The 19,140-nt window shown below is 64.8% G+C and carries 13 protein-coding genes; 7 read left to right on the top strand and 6 right to left on the bottom strand.

Features of this window, described 5'->3' with window-relative positions; all coding sequences use genetic code 11:
- Window positions 1–95: 95 nt before the first annotated feature.
- Both metH and metF read right to left on the bottom strand, forming a co-directional pair.
- Entirely contained in the window at window positions 96–3,950 is a 3,855-nt protein-coding gene (gene metH / locus ACVWY5_RS35125) for a methionine synthase (RefSeq protein ID WP_028334657.1), read from the bottom strand.
- A gap of 3 nt (window positions 3,951–3,953) precedes the next feature.
- Window positions 3,954–4,868, bottom strand: coding sequence for a methylenetetrahydrofolate reductase [NAD(P)H] (gene metF, locus ACVWY5_RS35120; protein WP_016840922.1), 915 nt, complete (start codon window positions 4,866–4,868; stop codon window positions 3,954–3,956).
- A 391-nt stretch (window positions 4,869–5,259) separates the two neighbouring features.
- Between metF and ACVWY5_RS35115 the strand changes: the two genes are divergently transcribed.
- Window positions 5,260–6,282 carry an LLM class flavin-dependent oxidoreductase gene (locus ACVWY5_RS35115; RefSeq protein WP_028334658.1) on the top strand — a complete coding sequence of 341 codons (1,023 nt, stop codon included), beginning with the start codon at window positions 5,260–5,262 and terminating at the stop codon, window positions 6,280–6,282.
- A gap of 132 nt (window positions 6,283–6,414) precedes the next feature.
- Here ACVWY5_RS35115 and ACVWY5_RS35110 read toward each other — a convergent pair whose 3' ends face one another.
- Complete coding sequence (locus tag ACVWY5_RS35110) at window positions 6,415–7,275, bottom strand: prephenate dehydratase (RefSeq protein WP_028334659.1); 861 nt, start codon at window positions 7,273–7,275, stop codon at window positions 6,415–6,417.
- A gap of 21 nt (window positions 7,276–7,296) precedes the next feature.
- Window positions 7,297–8,037 carry a 3-deoxy-manno-octulosonate cytidylyltransferase gene (locus tag ACVWY5_RS35105; protein ID WP_028334660.1) on the bottom strand — a complete coding sequence of 247 codons (741 nt, stop codon included), beginning with the start codon at window positions 8,035–8,037 and terminating at the stop codon, window positions 7,297–7,299.
- 200 nt (window positions 8,038–8,237) lie between these two features.
- Between ACVWY5_RS35105 and ACVWY5_RS35100 the strand changes: the two genes are divergently transcribed.
- From ACVWY5_RS35100 to ACVWY5_RS35075, 6 genes are all read left to right on the top strand, one after another.
- Complete coding sequence (locus ACVWY5_RS35100; protein ID WP_028334661.1) at window positions 8,238–8,786, top strand: c-type cytochrome; 549 nt, start codon at window positions 8,238–8,240, stop codon at window positions 8,784–8,786.
- Window positions 8,787–9,001: 215 nt separating this feature from the next.
- Complete coding sequence (locus ACVWY5_RS35095) at window positions 9,002–10,903, top strand: extracellular solute-binding protein (RefSeq protein WP_028334662.1); 1,902 nt, start codon at window positions 9,002–9,004, stop codon at window positions 10,901–10,903.
- Window positions 10,904–10,920: 17 nt separating this feature from the next.
- A complete protein-coding gene (locus ACVWY5_RS35090; protein ID WP_028334663.1) occupies window positions 10,921–12,792 on the top strand; it encodes an extracellular solute-binding protein in 1,872 nt (623 codons plus the stop codon).
- A gap of 3 nt (window positions 12,793–12,795) precedes the next feature.
- Window positions 12,796–13,905 carry a microcin C ABC transporter permease YejB gene (locus tag ACVWY5_RS35085; RefSeq protein WP_028334664.1) on the top strand — a complete coding sequence of 370 codons (1,110 nt, stop codon included), beginning with the start codon at window positions 12,796–12,798 and terminating at the stop codon, window positions 13,903–13,905.
- On the top strand, window positions 13,905–15,089 hold the full coding sequence (locus tag ACVWY5_RS35080) for an ABC transporter permease (protein ID WP_028334665.1): 1,185 nt from the start codon (window positions 13,905–13,907) through the stop codon (window positions 15,087–15,089). Before ACVWY5_RS35085 ends, ACVWY5_RS35080 begins: the two co-directional genes overlap by 1 nt.
- Window positions 15,090–15,092: 3 nt before the next feature.
- A complete protein-coding gene (locus ACVWY5_RS35075; RefSeq protein WP_028334666.1) occupies window positions 15,093–16,718 on the top strand; it encodes an ABC transporter ATP-binding protein in 1,626 nt (541 codons plus the stop codon).
- A 112-nt stretch (window positions 16,719–16,830) separates the two neighbouring features.
- Here ACVWY5_RS35075 and ACVWY5_RS35070 read toward each other — a convergent pair whose 3' ends face one another.
- Window positions 16,831–17,673, bottom strand: a complete 843-nt coding sequence (locus tag ACVWY5_RS35070) for an NlpC/P60 family protein (protein WP_028334667.1) — start codon at window positions 17,671–17,673, stop codon at window positions 16,831–16,833.
- Window positions 17,666–19,045, bottom strand: coding sequence for a M17 family metallopeptidase (locus ACVWY5_RS35065; protein ID WP_028334668.1), 1,380 nt, complete (start codon window positions 19,043–19,045; stop codon window positions 17,666–17,668). The genes ACVWY5_RS35070 and ACVWY5_RS35065 overlap by 8 nt, the downstream gene beginning before the upstream one ends.
- Window positions 19,046–19,140: the final 95 nt, after the last annotated feature.

The following is a 19,140-nucleotide window of genomic DNA, read 5'->3' as shown; positions in this document are numbered from 1 at the left end:
GGGTGAGGGGTCTGTCTCCGCGGATAGGGAGCCCTCATCCGCCGCGGACTTTGTCCGCGACACCTTCTCCCACAAGGCGAGAAGGGAAGAAAGGCCTACCCAGCCCCCACCTTCTTCTTGCGCCAGGCGAGATGCACGGCGCAGGTGCAGCCCTGCGGATGCGAGGCCAGCTCCGCGTCGTTGGCGGGCGTCGCGGCGGGCGCGATCGCCGGTCCCTTGGCGCCGTCCTGCGAGGGGATGTAGTTCAGCACCGGCGCCAGCCAGCGCTCGATCTCGGCGACCGTCATGGCCTTGCGCGCGGCGTAGTCCTCGACCTGGTCGCGCTCGATCTTGCCGACGCCGAAGTAGAAGCTTTCGGGATGCGAGAAGTACAGGCCAGAGACCGACGAGCCCGGCCACATCGCAAAGCTCTCGGTCAGCTTCACGCCGGCGGTGTTCTCGGCGTCGAGCAGCGCGAACAGCGTCCGCTTCTCGGTGTGGTCGGGCTGCGCCGGATAGCCGGGTGCCGGGCGGATGCCGTCATATTTCTCGAGGATCAGTTCGTCCGCCGACCAGGTCTCGTCGGGCGCGTAGGCCCAGAATTCCTTGCGCACGCGCTGGTGCATGCGCTCGGCGAAGGCTTCGGCCAGACGATCGGCCAGCGCCTTGCACAGGATCGAGGAGTAGTCGTCATTGGCGTTCTTGAAGCGGTCGGCGACCGCATCCTCGCCGATCCCCGCAGTGACGACGAAGCCGCCGATATAGTCTGGCACGCCGGTCTCGACAGGCGCGATGAAATCGGACAGCGCGGCGTTGAAGCGGCCCTCGCGCTTCTCGAGTTGCTGGCGCAGGGTGTGGAAGGTCGCGATCTTCCTGGCGCGGCTCTCGTCGGCATAGACCTCGATGTCGTCGCCGACTGCGTTGGCCGGCCAGAAGCCGATGGTGGCGCGGGCGGTGAACCACTTCTCCTTGATGATGGTGTCCAGCATCTGGCGCGCGTCGGCATAGAGCGAGCGGGCGACCTCGCCGACCTTGGGGTCGTCGAGGATCGCCGGGAAGCGGCCGGTCAGCTCCCAGGTCTGGAAGAACGGCGTCCAGTCGATGTAGTCGGCGAGCTCGGCAAGATCGTAGGCGTCGAAGCTCTTCAACCCGAAGAAGGCCGGCTTCTTCGGCGGCGCCGCCGCAAAGTCGATCGCGACCTTGTTGGCGCGGGCCTCACCAAGCTTCAGCCGCTTCTTGTCGGCCTGGGCGCGGAAATGCGCCGTCGAGATTTTTGCGTATTCGGCGCGCACCTCGGCGGCGTAGGCCTGCTTCTTCTCGGCGGACAGCAGCGAGGACGCGACGCCGACGGCACGGCTCGCGTCATTGACATGCACGACAGGGCCGCCCGGATAGTTCGGGTCGATCTTCACGGCGGTGTGCACGCGGCTCGTGGTGGCGCCGCCGATCAAAAGCGGCAGGTTCATGCCCTGCCGTTGCAGCTCGCCGGCGAGGAAGCTCATCTCGTCTAGCGAGGGCGTGATCAGGCCGGACAGGCCGATGATGTCGGCGCCCTCGGCCTTCGCGGTCTCGATGATCTTGTTGGCGGGCACCATGACGCCGAGGTCGATGACCTCGAAATTGTTGCACTGGAGCACGATGCCGACGATGTTCTTGCCGATGTCGTGGACGTCGCCCTTCACCGTCGCGAGCACGATCTTGCCCGCGGCGTTGCGGCCGCCGGTGATGCCGTTGGCGAGGTTGCGGGCCTTCTCCTCCTCCATGAACGGCATCAGATAGGCGACGGCCTGCTTCATCACACGGGCCGACTTCACGACCTGCGGCAGGAACATCTTGCCGTCGCCGAACAGGTCGCCGACCACGTTCATGCCGGCCATCAGCGGGCCCTCGATGACGTCGAGCGGACGGGACGCGTTCTGGCGGGCGGCCTCGGTGTCCTGCTCGATGAACTCGGTGATGCCGTGCACCAACGCGTGGGACAGTCGCTTCTCGACCGGCCATTCGCGCCAGGCGAGATCGGCTTCCTTGGTCTGCTTCTCCTTGCCGCGGAATTTCTCGGCCAGCGCCAAGAGCCGCTCGGAGGCGCCGGGGTCGCGGTTGAGGATCACGTCCTCGCAGGTCTGGCGCAGCTCGGGGTCGATGTCGTCATAGACGATCATCTGCCCGGCATTGACGATGCCCATGTCCATGCCGGCATGGATCGCGTGATACAGGAACACCGAGTGCATCGCCTCGCGCACCGGCTCGTTGCCGCGGAACGAGAACGACAGGTTGGAGACGCCGCCGGAGATGTGGGCGCCGGGCAGATTCGCCCGGATCCAGCGCGTCGCCTCGATGAAGTCGACGCCGTAATTGTTGTGCTCCTCGAGGCCGGTCGCGATCGCGAAAATATTCGGATCGAAGATGATGTCCTCGGGCGGGAAGTCGAGCCGGCCGACCAGGATGTCGTAGGCGCGCTTGCTGATCTCGGTCTTGCGCTTGAACGTGTCGGCCTGGCCGGTCTCGTCGAACGCCATCACCACCACGGCGGCGCCGTGGCGCTTGGCGACGGTCGCCTCGTGGATGAACTTCTCCTCGCCTTCCTTGAGCGAGATCGAGTTCACGATCGGCTTGCCCTGGATGCATTTCAGGCCGGCCTCGATGACGTGGAACTTCGAGGAATCGACCATCACGGGCACGCGCGCGATGTCGGGCTCGGCGGCGACGAGGTTGAGGAACGTCACCATCGCCGCTTCGGAATCGAGCAGGCCTTCGTCCATGTTGACGTCGATGACCTGCGCGCCGTTCTCGACCTGGTCGCGCGCGACCTGCAGCGCGGCGGTGTAGTCGCCGGCGGTAATCAGCTTGCGGAAGCGCGCCGAGCCGGTGACGTTGGTGCGCTCGCCGACATTCACGAACGGAATGGCGTCGGTCAGCGTGAACGGCTCGAGGCCGGACAGCCTGAGCCGCGGCGCGATCTCGGGCACCACGCGCGGCTTGTGCGGGGCGACGGCCTTGGCGATCGCCGCGATATGGTCGGGCGTGGTGCCGCAGCAGCCGCCGACGATGTTGACGAGGCCGGCGGCGGCGAACTCGCCGATCAGCCGCGCCATGTAGTCCGGCGTCTCGTCATACTGGCCGAATTCGTTGGGCAGGCCGGCGTTCGGGTATGCGCAGACCAGCGTGTCGGCGACGCGGCCGATATCGGCGATATGCGCGCGCAGATCTTCGGCGCCGAGTGCGCAGTTGAAGCCGATCGTGATCGGCCTGGCGTGCCGCACCGAATGCCAAAACGCCTCCGGCAATTGCCCGGAAAGCAGACGGCCGGATTTGTCGGTGATGGTGCCGGAAATCATCACCGGCACGTCGATGCCGCGCTCCTCGATGATCTCGGAGATCGCGTACAGCGCCGCCTTGGCGTTCAGCGTGTCGAAGATGGTCTCGACCAGCAGCAGGTCGGCGCCGCCGTCGAGCAGGCCCTTGGCCTGTTCACCGTAAGCCTTGCGCAGATCGTCGAAGGTCACCGCGCGATAGCCGGGATTGGAAACGTCGGGCGAGATCGAGGCGGTGCGGTTGGTCGGGCCGAGCGCGCCGGCGACAAAGCGCGGCTTGCCGTCCTCGGCGCTCACCCGCTCGGCGGCGGTGCGCGCCAGCCGGGCGCCCTGCAGGTTCAGCTCATAGGCGAGGTCCGACATGTCGTAGTCGGCCTGCGCGATCGAGGTCGAGGAGAAGGTGTTGGTCGCGACGATGTCGGCGCCGGCGCGCAGATATGCGGCGTGGATGTCCGTGATCGCATCGGGCTGGGTCAGGATCAGCAGATCGTTGTTGCCCTTGATGTCGCGGTGGAAGTCCGCGAACCGCGCGCCGCGGAACGCGGCTTCGTCGAACTGCAGGCCCTGGATCATCGTGCCCATGGCGCCGTCGAGCACCAGGATGCGCTCGCGGGCAGCCGCGAGCAAAGCGTTACGCTTGGGGGAAACGGGAACGGACATGTGTCAGGCAGCTTTCTGGGCACCGTTCGGCCGGATGCCGAGCAGGTGGCTGATCGCGAACACGAGGTCCGCGCGGTTCATGGTGTAGAAGTGGAAGGTGTCGACGCCGTGCTTGAACAGCTTCTGCACCTGGCCGGCGGCGACGGTGGCGGCAACCAGCTTGCGGGTCTCGGCGTCGTTGTCGAGGCCCTCGAACTTCTCGGCGAGCCAGTCCGGCACGCTGGTGCCGGCGCGCGTCACGAAATTGCGCGCCTGCTTGAAATTGTGCATCGGCATGATGCCCGGCACGATCGGAATCTCGATGCCGCGCGCGCGCACCCGGTCGACATAGCGGTGGTACAGGTCGTTGTCGAAGAACACCTGGGTGATCGCGCGCGTCGCGCCGGCGTCGACCTTGGCCTTCAGCGTGTCGATGTCGGCGTCGAAATCCTTCGCTTCCGGATGCTTCTCGGGATAGGCGGATACCGAAATCTCGATGTCGGCGTGGCGCCTCTTGATCCCGGCGACGAGCTCGGCCGAGCTCTGGTAGCCGTCCGGATGGGTGAAATAGGGCGTGCCGATGCCGCCGGGCGGATCGCCGCGCAGCGCGACGATGTGACGGACGCCGACCTCATGGTAGCGGTCGACGATGTCGTCGATCTCGCCGCGCGAGGCGCTGACGCAGGTCAGATGCGCGGCCGGCAGCAGATCGGTCTCGCGCAGGATGCGGGTGATGGTCGAATGGGTGCGTTCGCGGGTCGAGCCGCCGGCGCCGTAGGTGACCGAGACGAAGTTCGGCGTCAGCGGCGCCAGGCGATTGATGGTCTCCCAGAGATTGCGCTCCATCTCCTCGGTCTTCGGCGGGAAGAACTCGAAGGAGATTTTCGGCGCCTTGGGCGCACGCGGCGCGTTCGGCACGGAGGAAATGGTCTCGGTCATGATACGCAAGGGCTCCGCAACTGGAGGGCAGACGTCCGGCCTGGATATGAAGGCCCTAAGATAAGCCAAACGCGTTGGATCAAACAGCCCATCGGATATGGGAAATTGCCCATTCGTGGCGCAGATTCGGCAAAAATTGACTATCCGGAATGTTCGGTGGGCAGTCCGTCGACTTCGCCGAAGACGACATTAACATATTGAAAAATATTAATAAAGTAGATTGTTTGCAATTGATTGGAGAACGAAATCGATTGTGGGTAGCGTGGTACAAAGATGAGTCATTGCATGTCGTCCCAAAGCCGACGGCTGCCGGCGCCGGCGTTCCGCCGCGGGACTGGTCTGCGCGGCCGGGGCCTTTGTCGCCTCCTGGCGCCACACTAGGTTGACGGCCATGATTCCGCTCTCCGTCCTCGACCTGTCCGTCGTCACCACCGGCACCAGGCCGGCTGTTGCGCTCCGCAACAGCATCGACCTGGCACGCCATGTCGATGGCCTCGGCTATATCCGCTACTGGCTCGCCGAGCACCACAACCTCGCTTCCGTCGCGAGTCCGGCGCCCGATCTGATGATCGGGCAGATCGCGGCGGTGACGTCGCATATCCGTGTCGGCTCCGGCGGCGTGATGCTGCCCAACCACGCGCCGCTCGTCGTCGCCGAGCGCTTCAAGATGCTGGAGGCACTGTTTCCCGGCCGCATCGATCTCGGCCTCGGCCGCGCGCCCGGCACCGACGGCGCCACCGCCTATGCGCTGCGCAGCCGGCTCGATCGCCGCGAAGGCGATGATTTCCTCGAGCGGCTGCACGAGCTGACCTTGTGGGAGACGCGCGATTTCCCACCCGGCCATCCCTACAACAATGTGGTGGCGATGCCGGACGATTCGCCGCTGCCGCCGATCTGGCTGCTCGGCTCGAGCGACTATTCCGCCGAGCTCGCGGCCCAGGTCGGGATGGGCTTTGCATTCGCGCATCATTTTGCCACTCACGATGCAATTGCGGCGATGGCCAACTACCGCGCGCATTTCAAGCCGTCGGGCTGGCGCGCGACGCCGCAGGCGATCCTCGCGGTTGCGGTTGTTACGGCGGAGACCGACGCGGAAGCCGAGCGGCTTGCGCTGTCGATGGATCTCAACCGGCTGCGCCGCGACCGCGGCCAGTATCTGCCGCTGCCGAGCGTCGAGGAGGCAGAGGCCTATCCCTACACCGACGCCGAGCGCGCCTCGATCGCGCGCAACCGCGCCCGCCTTTTCGTCGGCAGCCCCGCAACCGTGATGACGAAGCTGGAGCCGCTGATCGCGGCGACCCAGGCCGACGAGCTGATGGTGATCACCGCGGTCTACGACCACGCGGCGCGGAAGAAGTCGTACAGCCTGCTCGCCGAGGCGTTCGGGCTCGCGAAGAGGGCGGCGGCTTCGTGATCGTCGTCCCGGCGAAAGCCGGGACCCATATGCCGCGGTCCCAGTTGTTGCGCAAACTGGTTGTCGCCTTGCTGCCTACGAACATCGGTGGTTATGGGTCCCTCCCTTCGCCGGGAGGACGGCGCGTGCGGCTCAGTCCTGCGTCTCGCTGAAGGTGGCGCGGAACGGATGGCCGGGATAGACGCCGACGATGCGGAATTCGCGCGAGAAGAATTTTAATTCCTCGATCGCGAAGGCGAGGCCGCGGTCATCGGGGTGACCGTCGACATCGGCATAGAATTGCGTGGCGAAGAAATTGCCGTCGACCATGTAGCTTTCGAGCTTGGTCATGTTGACGCCGTTGGTGGCAAAGCCGCCCAGCGCCTTGTACAGCGCGGCGGGCAAGTTGCGCACCCGGAACACAAAAGTCGTGACCAGCGGCCCCGAGCCCTGCGCGGCCCATTTGGCCTCGCGCGCCAGCACCACGAAGCGGGTGGTGTTGTGGGCCTCGTCCTCGATGTCCTCGGCGAGAATGTCGAGGCCGTAGATATCGGCGGCGAGGCGGGAGGCGATCGCCGCCACGCTCTTGTCGCCGCGCTCGGAGATGTCGCGGGCGCTGCCGGCGGTGTCGGCGGCGACGATCGGCTTGATGCCGAGCTTGCGGATGACGCGGCGGCACTGGCCGAGCGCGTGGACGTGGCTCTCCACGCTCTTGATGTCGGCGAGCTTGGTGCCCTTGATCGCCATCAGCTGGTGGCGGATCGGCAAGAACCATTCGCCGACGATGAACAGGCCCGAGGCGGGCAGCAAATGATGGATGTCGGCGACGCGGCCGGCGACCGAATTCTCGATCGGGATCATGCCGAGATCGGCCTCGCCCGAGGAAATCGCGGCCAGCGCATCCTCGAAGGTCGGGCAGGGCATCGGTTCGGCGTCGGGATAGGCCTCGACGATCGCGATATGGGAATTGGCGCCAGGCTCGCCCTGGAACGCGATTTTCAGCTTCTTGGTCATGGGTGGCCTTTTACCAGCCGGTCAGGCTTTGGAAAGTATTCTGCGGGCGGTTTCGAGATCGGCCGGGGTGTCGACGCCGCGCGGGACGGTATCGACGATGGTGACGTCGATCCGCATCCCGGCCTCCAGCGCGCGCAGCTGCTCGAGCTTTTCCTGCTGCTCCAGCGGCGAGGGCGGCAGCGCCACGAACCGCTCCAGCGCGGCGCGGCGGTAGGCGTAGAGGCCGATATGATGGTAGCGCGGCCCGTCGCCATAAGGCGCGGTGGCGCGGGTGAAATACAGCGCGCGCAACCGGTTCGGCCCGATCGGCGAGCCGACTGCCTTGACCACGCTGGGGGCCTGATCCTCCTCCTCGGTATGGATGCGCGAGGCCAGGGTCGAAATGTCGACCGCGGGATCGTCGAGCGCCGGCATCACGCTGCGGATGGTCTCGGGGCTGATGGTCGGGAAATCGCCCTGCAGATTGACCACGATCTCGGCATGGCCGGCCGGGTCGAGGGTCGTCATCGCTTCATAAATCCGGTCCGAGCCGGACGGATGGTCGGGACGGGTCATCACGACCTCGCCGCCGGCAGCCTTCACCGCATCGGCGATCTCGGCCGTGTCGGTGGCGACCGCAACCCGGCCGATGCCCGCTGCCTCGGCCCGCCGCAGCACATGGACGATCATCGGCACGCCGGCGATCTCGAGCAGCGGCTTTCCCGGCAGGCGAGTGGCGGCCATGCGGGCCGGAATCAGCACCAAGGTACGGGGATCGGTCATTCGTGTCGGGGCCCGTCCGGCCTGCGGAAATTGCCGGGGAGGAGGTTGAATTCGGCGCGTTTATACGGGTTGCCAGAGCGCGGGCAAACCGATATCTCAACCCTGCTTGGGGCGGTGCGATAAGGCCGATTCCCAGGTCTTTCCCCGCGGCCGTATTCCCGGCCTGAAGTCGACATTCAAGGCCCGGAGCCTGACCCAAAATGGACTCCTTCGAACTCAACAAAATCCTCGGTGCGGTTCTCGGCACCTGCATCGTCGTCCTGGTGATGAGCTTTGCCGCCAGCGCGAAATTCGCGCCGAAGCTGCCGGAGAAGCCGGGTTTTGAGATCGCTGTGAAGGAAGAGTCCCATGGCGGTGGCGGCGAGGCCGCGGCGGCCTCCTCCGAGCCGATCGAGAAGCTGCTGCAGACCGCGTCCGTCGAGAAGGGCGCCGCGGCCGCCAAGAAGTGCCAGGCCTGCCACACCTTCGAGAAGGGCGGTCCCAACCGCGTCGGTCCGAACCTGTTCGGCGTCGTCGGCGAGAAGAAGGGTGAAGGCCGTGGCTTCAATTTCTCGGCCGCGATGAAGGGCAAGGGCGGCGAATGGTCCTTCGACGACCTCAACAAGTTCCTGACCAACCCGAAGGGTTTCATTCCCGGCACCGCGATGGGCTTTGCCGGCGTCCCGAAGGACAGCGAGCGCGCCGACATCATCGCCTATCTGAATTCGAACTCGGAGCACCCGGCTCCGCTCCCGACCGCCTCGAAGTAGCGATTTGCTTCGCGCAAGCATGCGGATGAAACGGCCAGGCAATGCCTGGCCGTTTTTGCATGGGGAATCCGCTGTCGCGGGCTTGTTATCGGGACGTTTCGCCGCACCGATATTGTTCCCGGGCCAATATCATGAGGAAAAAGCAACGTAATTTGTCGAACCGTTGCCTTATATTGGGTCCCATGTAAGCGGGGCCGCAAGCAGGAAGACCGAATTTGGCGATCACCCGACGACACCTCCTTCAAGGCAGCGCACTGGCGGCAATGGCTCCGGCGCTAGGACTCACCCCCGGCCTGTCGGCGATCACGCCGGCCTTCGCCGACGATGCCCCCAACGGGCTGAAATGGCGGCATGCCTTGTCGCTTTTCGGGAATGTCAAATATCCGGTCGACTTCAAGCGCTTTGACTATGTCAATCCGGATGCGCCGAAGGGCGGGTTTGTCCGGCAAATCTCAATCGGCACTTTTGATAATTTCAACATCGTCGTCTCGGGTGTGAAGGGCTCCATCGCAGGCGCTGTCGCCCTCATTTATGAATCGCTGACGACACCTTCGCTCGACGAAGTCTCAACGGAGTACGGATCGCTGGCGGAGGCAGCAAGTCACCCCGACGACTTCTCTTATGTCGTTTATCGTCTGCGCCCTCAGGCAAAGTGGCATGACGGAGCACCGGTTACTCCGGAAGATGTGATCTTCTCGCTCGACGCCTTCAAGACTCATCACCCTATGTTTTCTGCCTATTACAGCCATGTGGTAAGGGCGGAAAAGATTAGCGATCGCGAAGTGAAGTTTGTCTTCGATATGCCTGGCAACCGCGAATTGCCGCAGATCGTGGGTCAACTGACGATTTTGCCGAAGCACTGGTGGGAAGGCACCAATGGCCAAGGCCACAAGCGCGATATCTCCGCGACGACGCTGGAGCAGCCGCTTGGATCGGGACCGTATCGGATCAAGGAGTTCGTCGCAGGACGGACGGTGACTCTTGAGCGCGTCAAGGACCATTGGGCGCGCGACCTCGCGATCAACGTGGGGCGCAACAACTTCGACGAACTTCGCTACGAGTATTTCAGGGATCCGACGGTTGCGATTGAGGCATTCAAGGGCGATCAGATCGATTGGCGCTTGGAGAACAGCGCGAAGGCATGGGCAACCGCCTATAATTTTCCTGCTGTCACCGACAAGCGCGTGGTGCTGGAAGAGTTTCCGAACCGCAGTTCGGGCATCATGCAGGCCTTTGTCCCGAACCAGCGGCGCGCCAAATTCAAGGATCCGCGTGTTCGCCGCGCCCTGAATTACGCGTTCGACTTCGAGGAGGTCAACAAGCTGCTCTTCTTCGGCCAATACAAGCGCATCATTAGCTACTTTGATGGCGCCGAGGAGTTGATGGCGACTGGGCTGCCGCAAGGCAAGGAGCTCGCCATTCTTGAATCCATGCGTGATCAGGTGCCTGCCGAAGTATTCACGACGGTCTATGCGAATCCGGTCGGCGGCAATCCAGAAGCAGTGCGCGAAAATCTCCGTGAAGCATCTCGTCTGCTCAGGGAGGCTGGGTACGAGGTGCGAGACAGGAAGCTCGTGGATGCAAAGAGCGGAGAGCCGTTCTCCATCGAATTGTTGAGTGAGGATCCGAATTTCGAGAGGATCATGCTGGCTTACAAGCCGGCGCTCGAGCGGCTCGGATTTTCGATCACGGTGCGTACGATTGATCCGATCCAATATGAGAACCGGCTTCGCAGTTGGGATTTCGACGTCGTCACCGCATCCTGGGGTGAATCCCTGTCACCCGGAAACGAACAGCGTGAATACTGGGGATCGAAAGCTGCAGACAACGCCGGATCGCGCAATATTGCCGGCATCAAGAGCCCGGTTATCGACAAGCTGATCGAACGGGTGATTTTTGCGACGGATCGCGAGGATCTCGTCGCGGCGACAAAAGCGCTCGACCGCGTGCTATTGTGGAATCATTACGTCGTCCCGCAGTGGAATTATCCTAAGGTGCGTACAGCGCGCTGGGATCGCTTCGGCCGTCCGGCAGAGTTGCCGAAATATGGCCAATCGGGATTCCCTGCGATCTGGTGGTACGACGCCGACAAGGCGGCCAAGCTCAAGCGTTCATAAAACTCAAGGATCCGCGCATGGCGCTATTCTCCCGTCGGCACGCACTCGGTCTCGGCATCGGTGCGTTGAGTGCTGCAGGCTTGCGTGCTGCGCCGGCGGTGGCCGACAACGGAACCGAGATGCACGGCATGTCGGTGTTCGGCGACCTGAAATATCCGGCGGATTTCAAGATATTCGACTACGTCAATCCGAAGGCGCCGAAGGGCGGGGCGTTCTCGGTGATCCCGTGGGTGCGCGGTTACAACCAGTCCTACTACACCTTCAATTCGCTGAACGCCTACGTCCTCAAGGGCGAAGGCGCGCAGGGCATGGACATGACGTTCGCGACGCTGATGTCGCGCGCCAATGACGAGCCCGACGCGATGTACGGCTATGCCGCGAAGTCGGTGCAGATCTCGCCGGACAAGCTGGTCTACCGCTTCACCATGCGCCCCGAGGCGCGCTTCCATGACGGCTCGAAGCTGACCGCGCAGGATGTCGCCTTCTCGCTCAATACGCTGAAGGAAAAAGGCCACCCTCTGATCCAGGTGCAGCTGCGCGACTTCGTCAAGGCCGAGGCGCCCGATGACGCGACCGCGGTGGTGACCTTCGCGGCGGGGCGCGCCCGCGACGTGCCGCTCTATGTTGCGGGTCTGCCGATCTTCTCCAAGGCCTATTACGCGAAGCGGCCGTTCGAGGACTCGACGCTCGATGCACCGCTCGGCTCGGGGCCGTACAAGGTCGGCCGGTTCGAGGTCAACCGCTATGTCGAATTCGACCGCGTCAAGGACTGGTGGGGCGCCGAGCTGCCGGTCAATCGCGGCAGCTACAATTTCGACACCGTGCGCTACGAATTCTATCGCGATCGCGATGTGGCGTTCGAGGGCTTCACCTCGAAGAGCTATCTGTTCCGCGAGGAGTTCACCGCGCGCGTCTGGGCGACACGCTACGATTTCCCCGCCGTGAAGGATGGCCGCGTCAAGCGCGAGACGCTGCCCGACGATACGCCGTCCGGCGCGCAAGGCTGGTTCATCAACACGCGCCGTGACAAGTTCAAGGATTCACGCGTGCGCGAGGCGCTGATCTGCGCCTTCGACTTCGAGTGGACCAACAAGACCATCATGTACGATGCCTATGCGCGCACCGTGTCGCCGTTCCAGAACTCGGACATGGTCGCGGACGGGCCTCCCTCGCCTGAGGAGCTGGCGCTGCTCGAGCCGTTCCGCGGCCAGGTGCCCGATGAGGTGTTCGGCCTGCCGTTCGTGCCGCCGATGTCCGATGGTTCCGGCCAGGATCGCGCGCTGCTGCGCAAGGCGGTGCAGCTGCTCAACGAGGCCGGCTGTGTCGTCAAGGACGGCAAGCGCGTGCTGCCGAACGGCGAGCCCATCACCATCGAATTCCTCAACGACGAGCCCTCGCTGCAGCCGCACCATGGGCCTTACATCAAGAACCTCGGCACGCTTGGCATCGAAGCAACGTTCCGCCTCGTCGACGCGGTGCAGTACCGCGCCCGGGTGGAAGACTTCGATTTCGACATGACCATGCAGCGCTTCAGCTTCTCGGCGACGCCCGGCGACAGCATGCGGCCGTTCTTCTCCTCGCAGGCCGCGAAGACCAAGGGCTCCTACAATCTCGCGGGCATCGCCAATCCCGCGATCGACGTGCTGATCGAGAAGATCATCGGCGCCAACAGCCGCCATGAGCTGACGATCGCCTGCCGCGCCTTCGACCGCGTGTTCCGCGCCGGCCGCTACTGGGTGCCGCAATGGTACCGCAACACGCATCCGATCGCCTATTGGGACCAGTTCGGCCATACCGAGAAGCTGGCGAAATATGCCCAGGGCGTCGGCGCCCCGGAGAACTGGTGGTATGATGCGGCCAAGGCCGCGAAGCTCGAGCAGGCGAAGTAGCCGATGAGCGCCTATATCGCCCGACGTATCTTCCTGATGCTGCCGACGCTGCTTGGCATCCTGTTCGTCTCCTTCGTGGTCGTGCAGTTTGCCCCCGGCGGTCCGGTCGAGCGCGTCATCGCGCAGATCAACGGCGCCGACACCGGCGGCACATCGCGGGTGTCGGGAGGCGGCGGCGATTTCGGCGCGCAGCGCGGCCAGGGCGCGGGCGCAGGCGCAGCCATCAACTCGAAATACCGCGGCGCGCAGGGCCTCGATCCCGATTTCATCAAGAAGCTCGAGGTGCAGTTCGGCTTCGACAAGCCGGCGCCGGAGCGGTTCGCGCTGATGGTGTGGAATTTCGCGCGGTTCGATTTCGGCAACAGCTATTTCCGCAGTGTCAGCGTGCTGCAGCTGATCAAGGAGAAGCTACCGGTCTCGATGTCGCTCGGCATCTGGATGACGCTGCTGACCTATCTGATCTCGATCCCGCTCGGCATCCGCAAGGCGGTGCAGGACGGCTCGCGGTTCGATACCTGGACCTCGGCGGCGATCATCATCGGCTTTGCGATACCGGGCTTCCTGTTCGCGATCCTCCTGATCGTGCTGCTTGCCGGCGGCTCATTCCTCAATATCTTTCCGCTGCGCGGCCTGACCTCGGACGGCTGGGCGCAATTCCCCTGGTACTGGAAGATCATCGATTATTTCTGGCATCTGACGCTGCCGCTGATATCGATGGCGCTCGGTGCCTTCGCCACCATGACCCTGCTGACCAAGAACTCGTTCCTCGACGAGATCCGCAAGCAATATGTGATGACCGCGCGCGCCAAGGGTTGCAGCGAGCGCCAGGTGCTGTACGGCCACATCTTCCGCAACGCCATGCTGATCGTGATCGCCGGGTTTCCGGGCGCGTTCATCCACGCGTTCTTCTCCGGTTCGCTGCTGATCGAAACCATCTTCTCGCTCGACGGGCTCGGCCTGCTTGGCTTCGAGAGCGTGTTGAACCGCGACTATCCGGTGGTGTTCGGGACGTTGTTCATCTTCTCGCTGGTCGGACTGGTGGTCAATCTGCTCTCCGATCTCGCCTATATGTGGATCGATCCCCGGATCGACTTTGAAGCGCGGGAGGTCTGATGACGATGCTCGCGCCCCAACCGGTCGAGACCTCGACGCAGTCGCCGCTCGGCGAGGCGGTGCCCGCCACGCATCACGGCTTTTCGCCGTCGCCGCTGAACAGGCGGCGCTGGCAGAACTTCAAGGCCAATCGCCGCGGTTACTGGTCGTTCTGGATCTTCCTCGTGCTGTTCGTGGCGTCGCTGTTCGCCAATTTCATCGCCAACGACAAGCCGCTGGTCGTCAAATATGACGGCCGGCTCTACTGGCCGGTGATCTTCACCTATGCCGAGACCACCTTCGGCGGCGACTTCGAGACCGCGGCGGACTATCGCGATCCATACCTGCAGAAGCAGATCGCCGCCAAGGGCGGCAGCATGATCTGGCCGCCGATCCGCTACTCCTACGACAGCCGCAACCTCGATCCGCCGACGGCGGTGCCCTCGAAGCCGACCTGGCTGTTGACCGAAGAGCAGTGCAAGGACGTGGTGAAGCGCAAGGGACTGACCGGCTGCCGCGACCTCGAATACAACTGGCTCGGCACCGACGATCAGGGCCGCGACGTGGTGGCGCGGCTGATCTACGGCTTCCGCATCTCGGTGCTGTTCGGCCTGACGCTGACCATCCTGTCCTCGATCATCGGCATCGCCGCGGGCGGCGTGCAGGGATATTTCGGCGGCTGGACCGATCTCATCTTCCAGCGGCTGATCGAGATATGGACCGCGATCCCCTCGCTCTATCTGCTGTTGATCATCTCGGCGGTGCTGCCGCCGGGCTTCTTCATCCTGCTCGGCATCCTCCTGCTATTCTCGTGGGTCTCGCTGGTCGGGCTGGTGCGCGCCGAGTTCCTGCGCGGTCGCAACTTCGAATACATCCAGGCGGCGCGTGCGCTCGGCGTCTCCAACGGCGTGATCATGTTCCGCCACCTGCTGCCGAACGCGATGGTCGCGACCATGACGTTCCTGCCCTTCATCGTCTCGTCCTCGGTGATGACGCTGACGGCGCTGGATTTCCTCGGCTTCGGCCTGCCGCCCGGTTCGCCCTCGCTCGGTGAATTGCTGTCGCAGGGCAAGGCCAACGTGCAGGCGCCGTGGCTCGGCCTCACCGGCTTCTTCTCGGTCGCGATCATGCTGTCGCTGCTGATCTTCATCGGCGAAGCCGCGCGCGACGCCTTCGATCCACGCAAGACGTTCTCGAAGGGCTGAGGTATGGACGCCATCAACCAGCCCTTGCTCGATGTCCGCGACCTCTCGGTCGCCTTCGGCCGCTCGCTTGCGGTCGACGGCATCTCGTTCTCGATCAAGCGCGGCGAATGCGTCGCGCTGGTCGGCGAATCCGGTTCGGGAAAATCCGTCAGCGCGCTGTCGGTGCTGAAGCTGCTGCCCTATCCGACGGCATCGCATCCCACCGGCGCGATTCGCTTCCGCGGCCGCGACCTCCTGACCGCGTCCGACCAGGAGATGCGCGAGGTCCGCGGCAACGACATCTCGATCATCTTCCAGGAGCCGATGACCTCGCTCAATCCGCTCCAGACCATCGAGACCCAAATCGGCGAGATCCTGTCGCTGCACAGGGGCGTCAGTGGCGCGGCGGCGCGGGCGCGGACGCTGGAGCTATTGGGCCAGGTCGGCATCCCCGAGCCGGAAACCCGGCTCAAGAGCTATCCGCACCAATTGTCCGGCGGCCAGCGCCAGCGCGTGATGATCGCGATGGCGCTCGCCAACGAGCCCGATCTGTTGATCGCGGACGAGCCGACCACCGCGCTCGACGTCACCGTGCAGGCGCAGATCCTGGCGCTGCTGGCCGAAATCCGCGCGCGTCTCGGCATGAGCTTGTTGTTCATCACCCACGATCTCGGCATCGTCCGCCGCATCGCCGACACGGTCTGCGTGATGAACAACGGCAAGATCGTCGAGCAGGGCCCGGTCGAGCAGGTCTTCACCGCGCCGAAGCACGCCTATACAAAGGCGCTGCTCGCGGCCGAGCCGAAGCCCGATCCGGCGCCGCCGCAGCCGGGCGCAGAGGTCGTGATGTCGGCGGACAATCTCAAGGTCTGGTTTCCGATCAAGCGCGGGCTGTTGCGCTCGACCGTCGGCCACATCAAGGCGGTCGATGGCGTCAGCCTCGCGGTGCGCAAGGGCGAGACGCTCGGCGTGGTCGGCGAATCCGGCTCCGGCAAGACCACGCTCGGGCTCGCGCTGCTCCGGCTGATTTCGTCCGATGGTCCGATCGTATTCCTCGGCAACGATATTCAGGGCCTGCGCTTCAAGCAGATGCGGCCGTTCCGCCGCGACATGCAGATCGTGTTCCAGGACCCGTTCGGCTCGCTCAGCCCGCGCATGTCGGTGGCCGACATCATTGCCGAGGGCCTTGAGGTGCACCAGAAGCAGCTGTCGCGCGAGGAGCGCGAGGCGCGGGTGATCAAGGCAATGAAGGATGTCGGGCTCGATCCCGACTGGCGCTTCCGCTATCCGCACGAATTCTCCGGCGGCCAGCGCCAGCGCATCTCGATCGCGCGCGCGGTCGTGCTGGAGCCGAATTTCGTCGTGCTGGACGAGCCGACCAGCGCGCTCGACATGCTGCTGCAGGCCCAGATGGTCGACCTGCTGCGCGACCTGCAGCGCAAGCGCGACCTCACCTACATGTTCATCTCGCACGACCTGCGCGTGGTCGCCTCGCTGGCGAGCCATTTGATCGTGATGAAATCGGGCAAGGTGGAGGAGGAGGGGCCCGCCTCCGAGCTGTTCAGGAACCCGAAGAGCGACTACACCCGCGCGCTGTTCGCCGCCGCGTTCCGCATCGAAGCGGCCGGCGACGGGGCTGTGGCGACCTGACTGTCGTTTCGGGGCAACGCGCAGCGTTGAACCTCAGGTGCGCAATTGCGCACCGGGGAACCTCGAGATTCCGGGTTCGATGCTTCGCATCGCCCCGGAATGACGGAAGCAATTATAGCCGCTTGATCGCCAAGACCTCGCTGTCGGCGGCCTTGATCCTGGCGATGGCAGCCTGCGTGTTCTCCACCACCGTTGCCATGTGATGGGCGTTGGCGTGCACGATCGTTGTCGCGTCGCGCACGATGGCGACATGGCCCTTCCAGAACATCAGGTCGCCGCGCTGTAGATGCTTCGATTCGGCGGCCGTCAATTCGCGGCCGAGCCCGTCTTGCTGCATGTCACTGTCGCGCGGGCAGCCGGTGCCGGCGGCGGTCAGCGCGATCTGCACCAGGCCGGAGCAATCGATCCCGAGACTCGATTTGCCGCCCCACAGATAGGGTGTGCCGACGAATTGCTCGGCGATCGCAACGAAATCACCTGCCATCGTGTCGAGCGACGCGAGATGCCGGCGTGGCAGGTGCCAGCCTTCGCGGGTCACCGCGAACGCACCGTCCTCGCGGACGATCGCGAGCTTCGTCCCCATCGCCAGCGCCTCGACCGGCGGCAGCTTGATCGACGCGCCCGGAAACGCCAGCGTGCGCAGCGCCGTGACCTTGTGCGTCGGGACGGCGCCTGGCTTGGCCAGCGCGGCTTCGGGAATCCAGCCGACATAGCCGTCATCGGCGAGCTGGCCCCAGGCCCAGCCTTCGCCGTTGCGATCGTACACCGTGACGCGCTCGCCCCGGAGCGCCTGCGTCATCTGTTCGGCATCGCTCGCCGGCGCCTGGCGCAGCGGCGCGATGGCGTCGCCGACCTCGAGCACTTCGCCTTCGACGAAGCGCAAGGCCTTGACCTTGCCCTCGAGATATTTCGCCGCGAGGTCGGCGCGGGCCGGCGTCAGACGGGGGTCATGCATAGCGCTGGCTCAGCAATTTGTAGATCGCGCGCGCCGCCTGGCATTCGCCGCCTTCAGGGCGGCCGGGCCTTGCCGACGGCGTCCAGCCGTAGATGTCGACGTGCAGCCAGCTCCTCGCGTGCTCGACGAAGCGCTGCAGGAACAGCGCGCAGGTGATCGAGCCCGCGAAACCGCCCGACGGTGCGTTGGTAATATCGGCGGTCTTCGAGTCGAGCCAGGCGTCGTAGGCCGGCCATAGCGGCATCCGCCACAACGGGTCGTTCTCGCTCGTCGCACAAGATGCGACGTCGCCGGCAAGCGCCTCGTCATTGGTGTAGAACGGCGGCAGATCCGGGCCCAGCGCCACGCGCGCGGCACCGGTCAGCGTGCCCAGGTCGACCAAAAGATCCGGCGTCTCCTCATCGGCGAGCGCCAGCGCGTCGGCGAGCACCAGCCGCCCTTCGGCGTCGGTGTTGCCGATCTCGACGGTGATGCCCTTGCGCGACCTGAAGATGTCGAGCGGGCGGAATGCGTTGCCGGCAACCGCGTTTTCGACCGCCGGGATCAGCACGCGCAGCCGCACCTTGAGCTGCGCGTCCATCACCATCTGGGCCAGCGCCAGCACGTTGGCGGCGCCGCCCATGTCCTTCTTCATGATGAGCATGCCGCTCGACGGCTTGAGATCGAGCCCGCCGGTGTCGAAGCAGACGCCCTTGCCGACCAGCGTCACCTTCGGATGGGCGGGGTCGCCCCAGCTCAGCTCGATCAGCCGCGGCGGCCGCGTCGACGCCATGCCGACGGCGTGGATCAGCGGGAAGTTCTGCGCGAGCTCGTCGCCATCGATGCAATTGAAGGCAGCGCCGAACCGCGTCGCGAGGTCGCGCGCCACCTCGGCGAGCTCGGCCGGTCCCATGTCGTTGGACGGCGTGTTGATGAGATCGCGCGCCAGCGCCGCGGCATCCGCCATCCGGGTGATCTCCGCCGTGTCGACGCCGTCGGGCGGCACCAGGCGGACCTCGGGGACCTTGTTGGTGCGATAGCGGCCGAAGCGATAGCAGCCGAGCGCGAAGGCGAGCGCGGCAAGTCTGATGTCGTGCGGTGCATTGGCGAAGCGGTAGACGCCCGGCGGCAGCAGGCCGGGCAGGGCGCCGGGCCGGAACGGATCGCGCGCCTTGTGGTCGGCGTCCTCGAGACCGAACAGCACCCGCGCGATGCCGCCGTCTGCCGCCGGCAGGACGAGCAATTTGCCCGCTTTGGCGGCAAAGTCATTGGCCGCCGCGAACTGGCGCGCCAGCGCCGGCAGCTCGCCCTGAATCGCATCCCATGTCGCCTCGGTGACGAAGGTGATCGGCGTGGCGGCGGTCGCGGGGGCGGTCTCGAACACGGATGGCATGCGGCTCTCGGCTGTTCTGGCGTCGCTGGTGGGCTACTACACGCCTTTCGCCACAGATGGTAGCGCGCCAACGGTTCACGCGACGTGCAGGGCCG

The organism is Bradyrhizobium sp. USDA 3256 (genome assembly GCF_054058275.1).
This window is presented reverse-complemented; position numbering and strand designations above follow the sequence as displayed.

Bases quoted from the DNA above. Each gene is read 5' to 3' on its own strand.
- metH (WP_028334657.1), bottom strand. From the start codon at position 3,950: ATGTCCGTTCCCGTTTCCCCCAAGCGTAACGCTTTGCTCGCGGCTGCC.
- metF (WP_016840922.1), bottom strand. From the start codon at position 4,868: ATGACCGAGACCATTTCCTCCGTGCCGAACGCGCCGCGTGCGCCCAAG.
- ACVWY5_RS35115 (WP_028334658.1), top strand. From the start codon at position 5,260: ATGATTCCGCTCTCCGTCCTCGACCTGTCCGTCGTCACCACCGGCACC.
- ACVWY5_RS35110 (WP_028334659.1), bottom strand. From the start codon at position 7,275: ATGACCAAGAAGCTGAAAATCGCGTTCCAGGGCGAGCCTGGCGCCAAT.
- ACVWY5_RS35105 (WP_028334660.1), bottom strand. From the start codon at position 8,037: ATGACCGATCCCCGTACCTTGGTGCTGATTCCGGCCCGCATGGCCGCC.
- ACVWY5_RS35100 (WP_028334661.1), top strand. From the start codon at position 8,238: ATGGACTCCTTCGAACTCAACAAAATCCTCGGTGCGGTTCTCGGCACC.
- ACVWY5_RS35090 (WP_028334663.1), top strand. From the start codon at position 10,921: ATGGCGCTATTCTCCCGTCGGCACGCACTCGGTCTCGGCATCGGTGCG.
- ACVWY5_RS35085 (WP_028334664.1), top strand. From the start codon at position 12,796: ATGAGCGCCTATATCGCCCGACGTATCTTCCTGATGCTGCCGACGCTG.
- ACVWY5_RS35080 (WP_028334665.1), top strand. From the start codon at position 13,905: ATGACGATGCTCGCGCCCCAACCGGTCGAGACCTCGACGCAGTCGCCG.
- ACVWY5_RS35075 (WP_028334666.1), top strand. From the start codon at position 15,093: ATGGACGCCATCAACCAGCCCTTGCTCGATGTCCGCGACCTCTCGGTC.
- ACVWY5_RS35070 (WP_028334667.1), bottom strand. From the start codon at position 17,673: ATGCATGACCCCCGTCTGACGCCGGCCCGCGCCGACCTCGCGGCGAAA.
- ACVWY5_RS35065 (WP_028334668.1), bottom strand. From the start codon at position 19,045: ATGCCATCCGTGTTCGAGACCGCCCCCGCGACCGCCGCCACGCCGATC.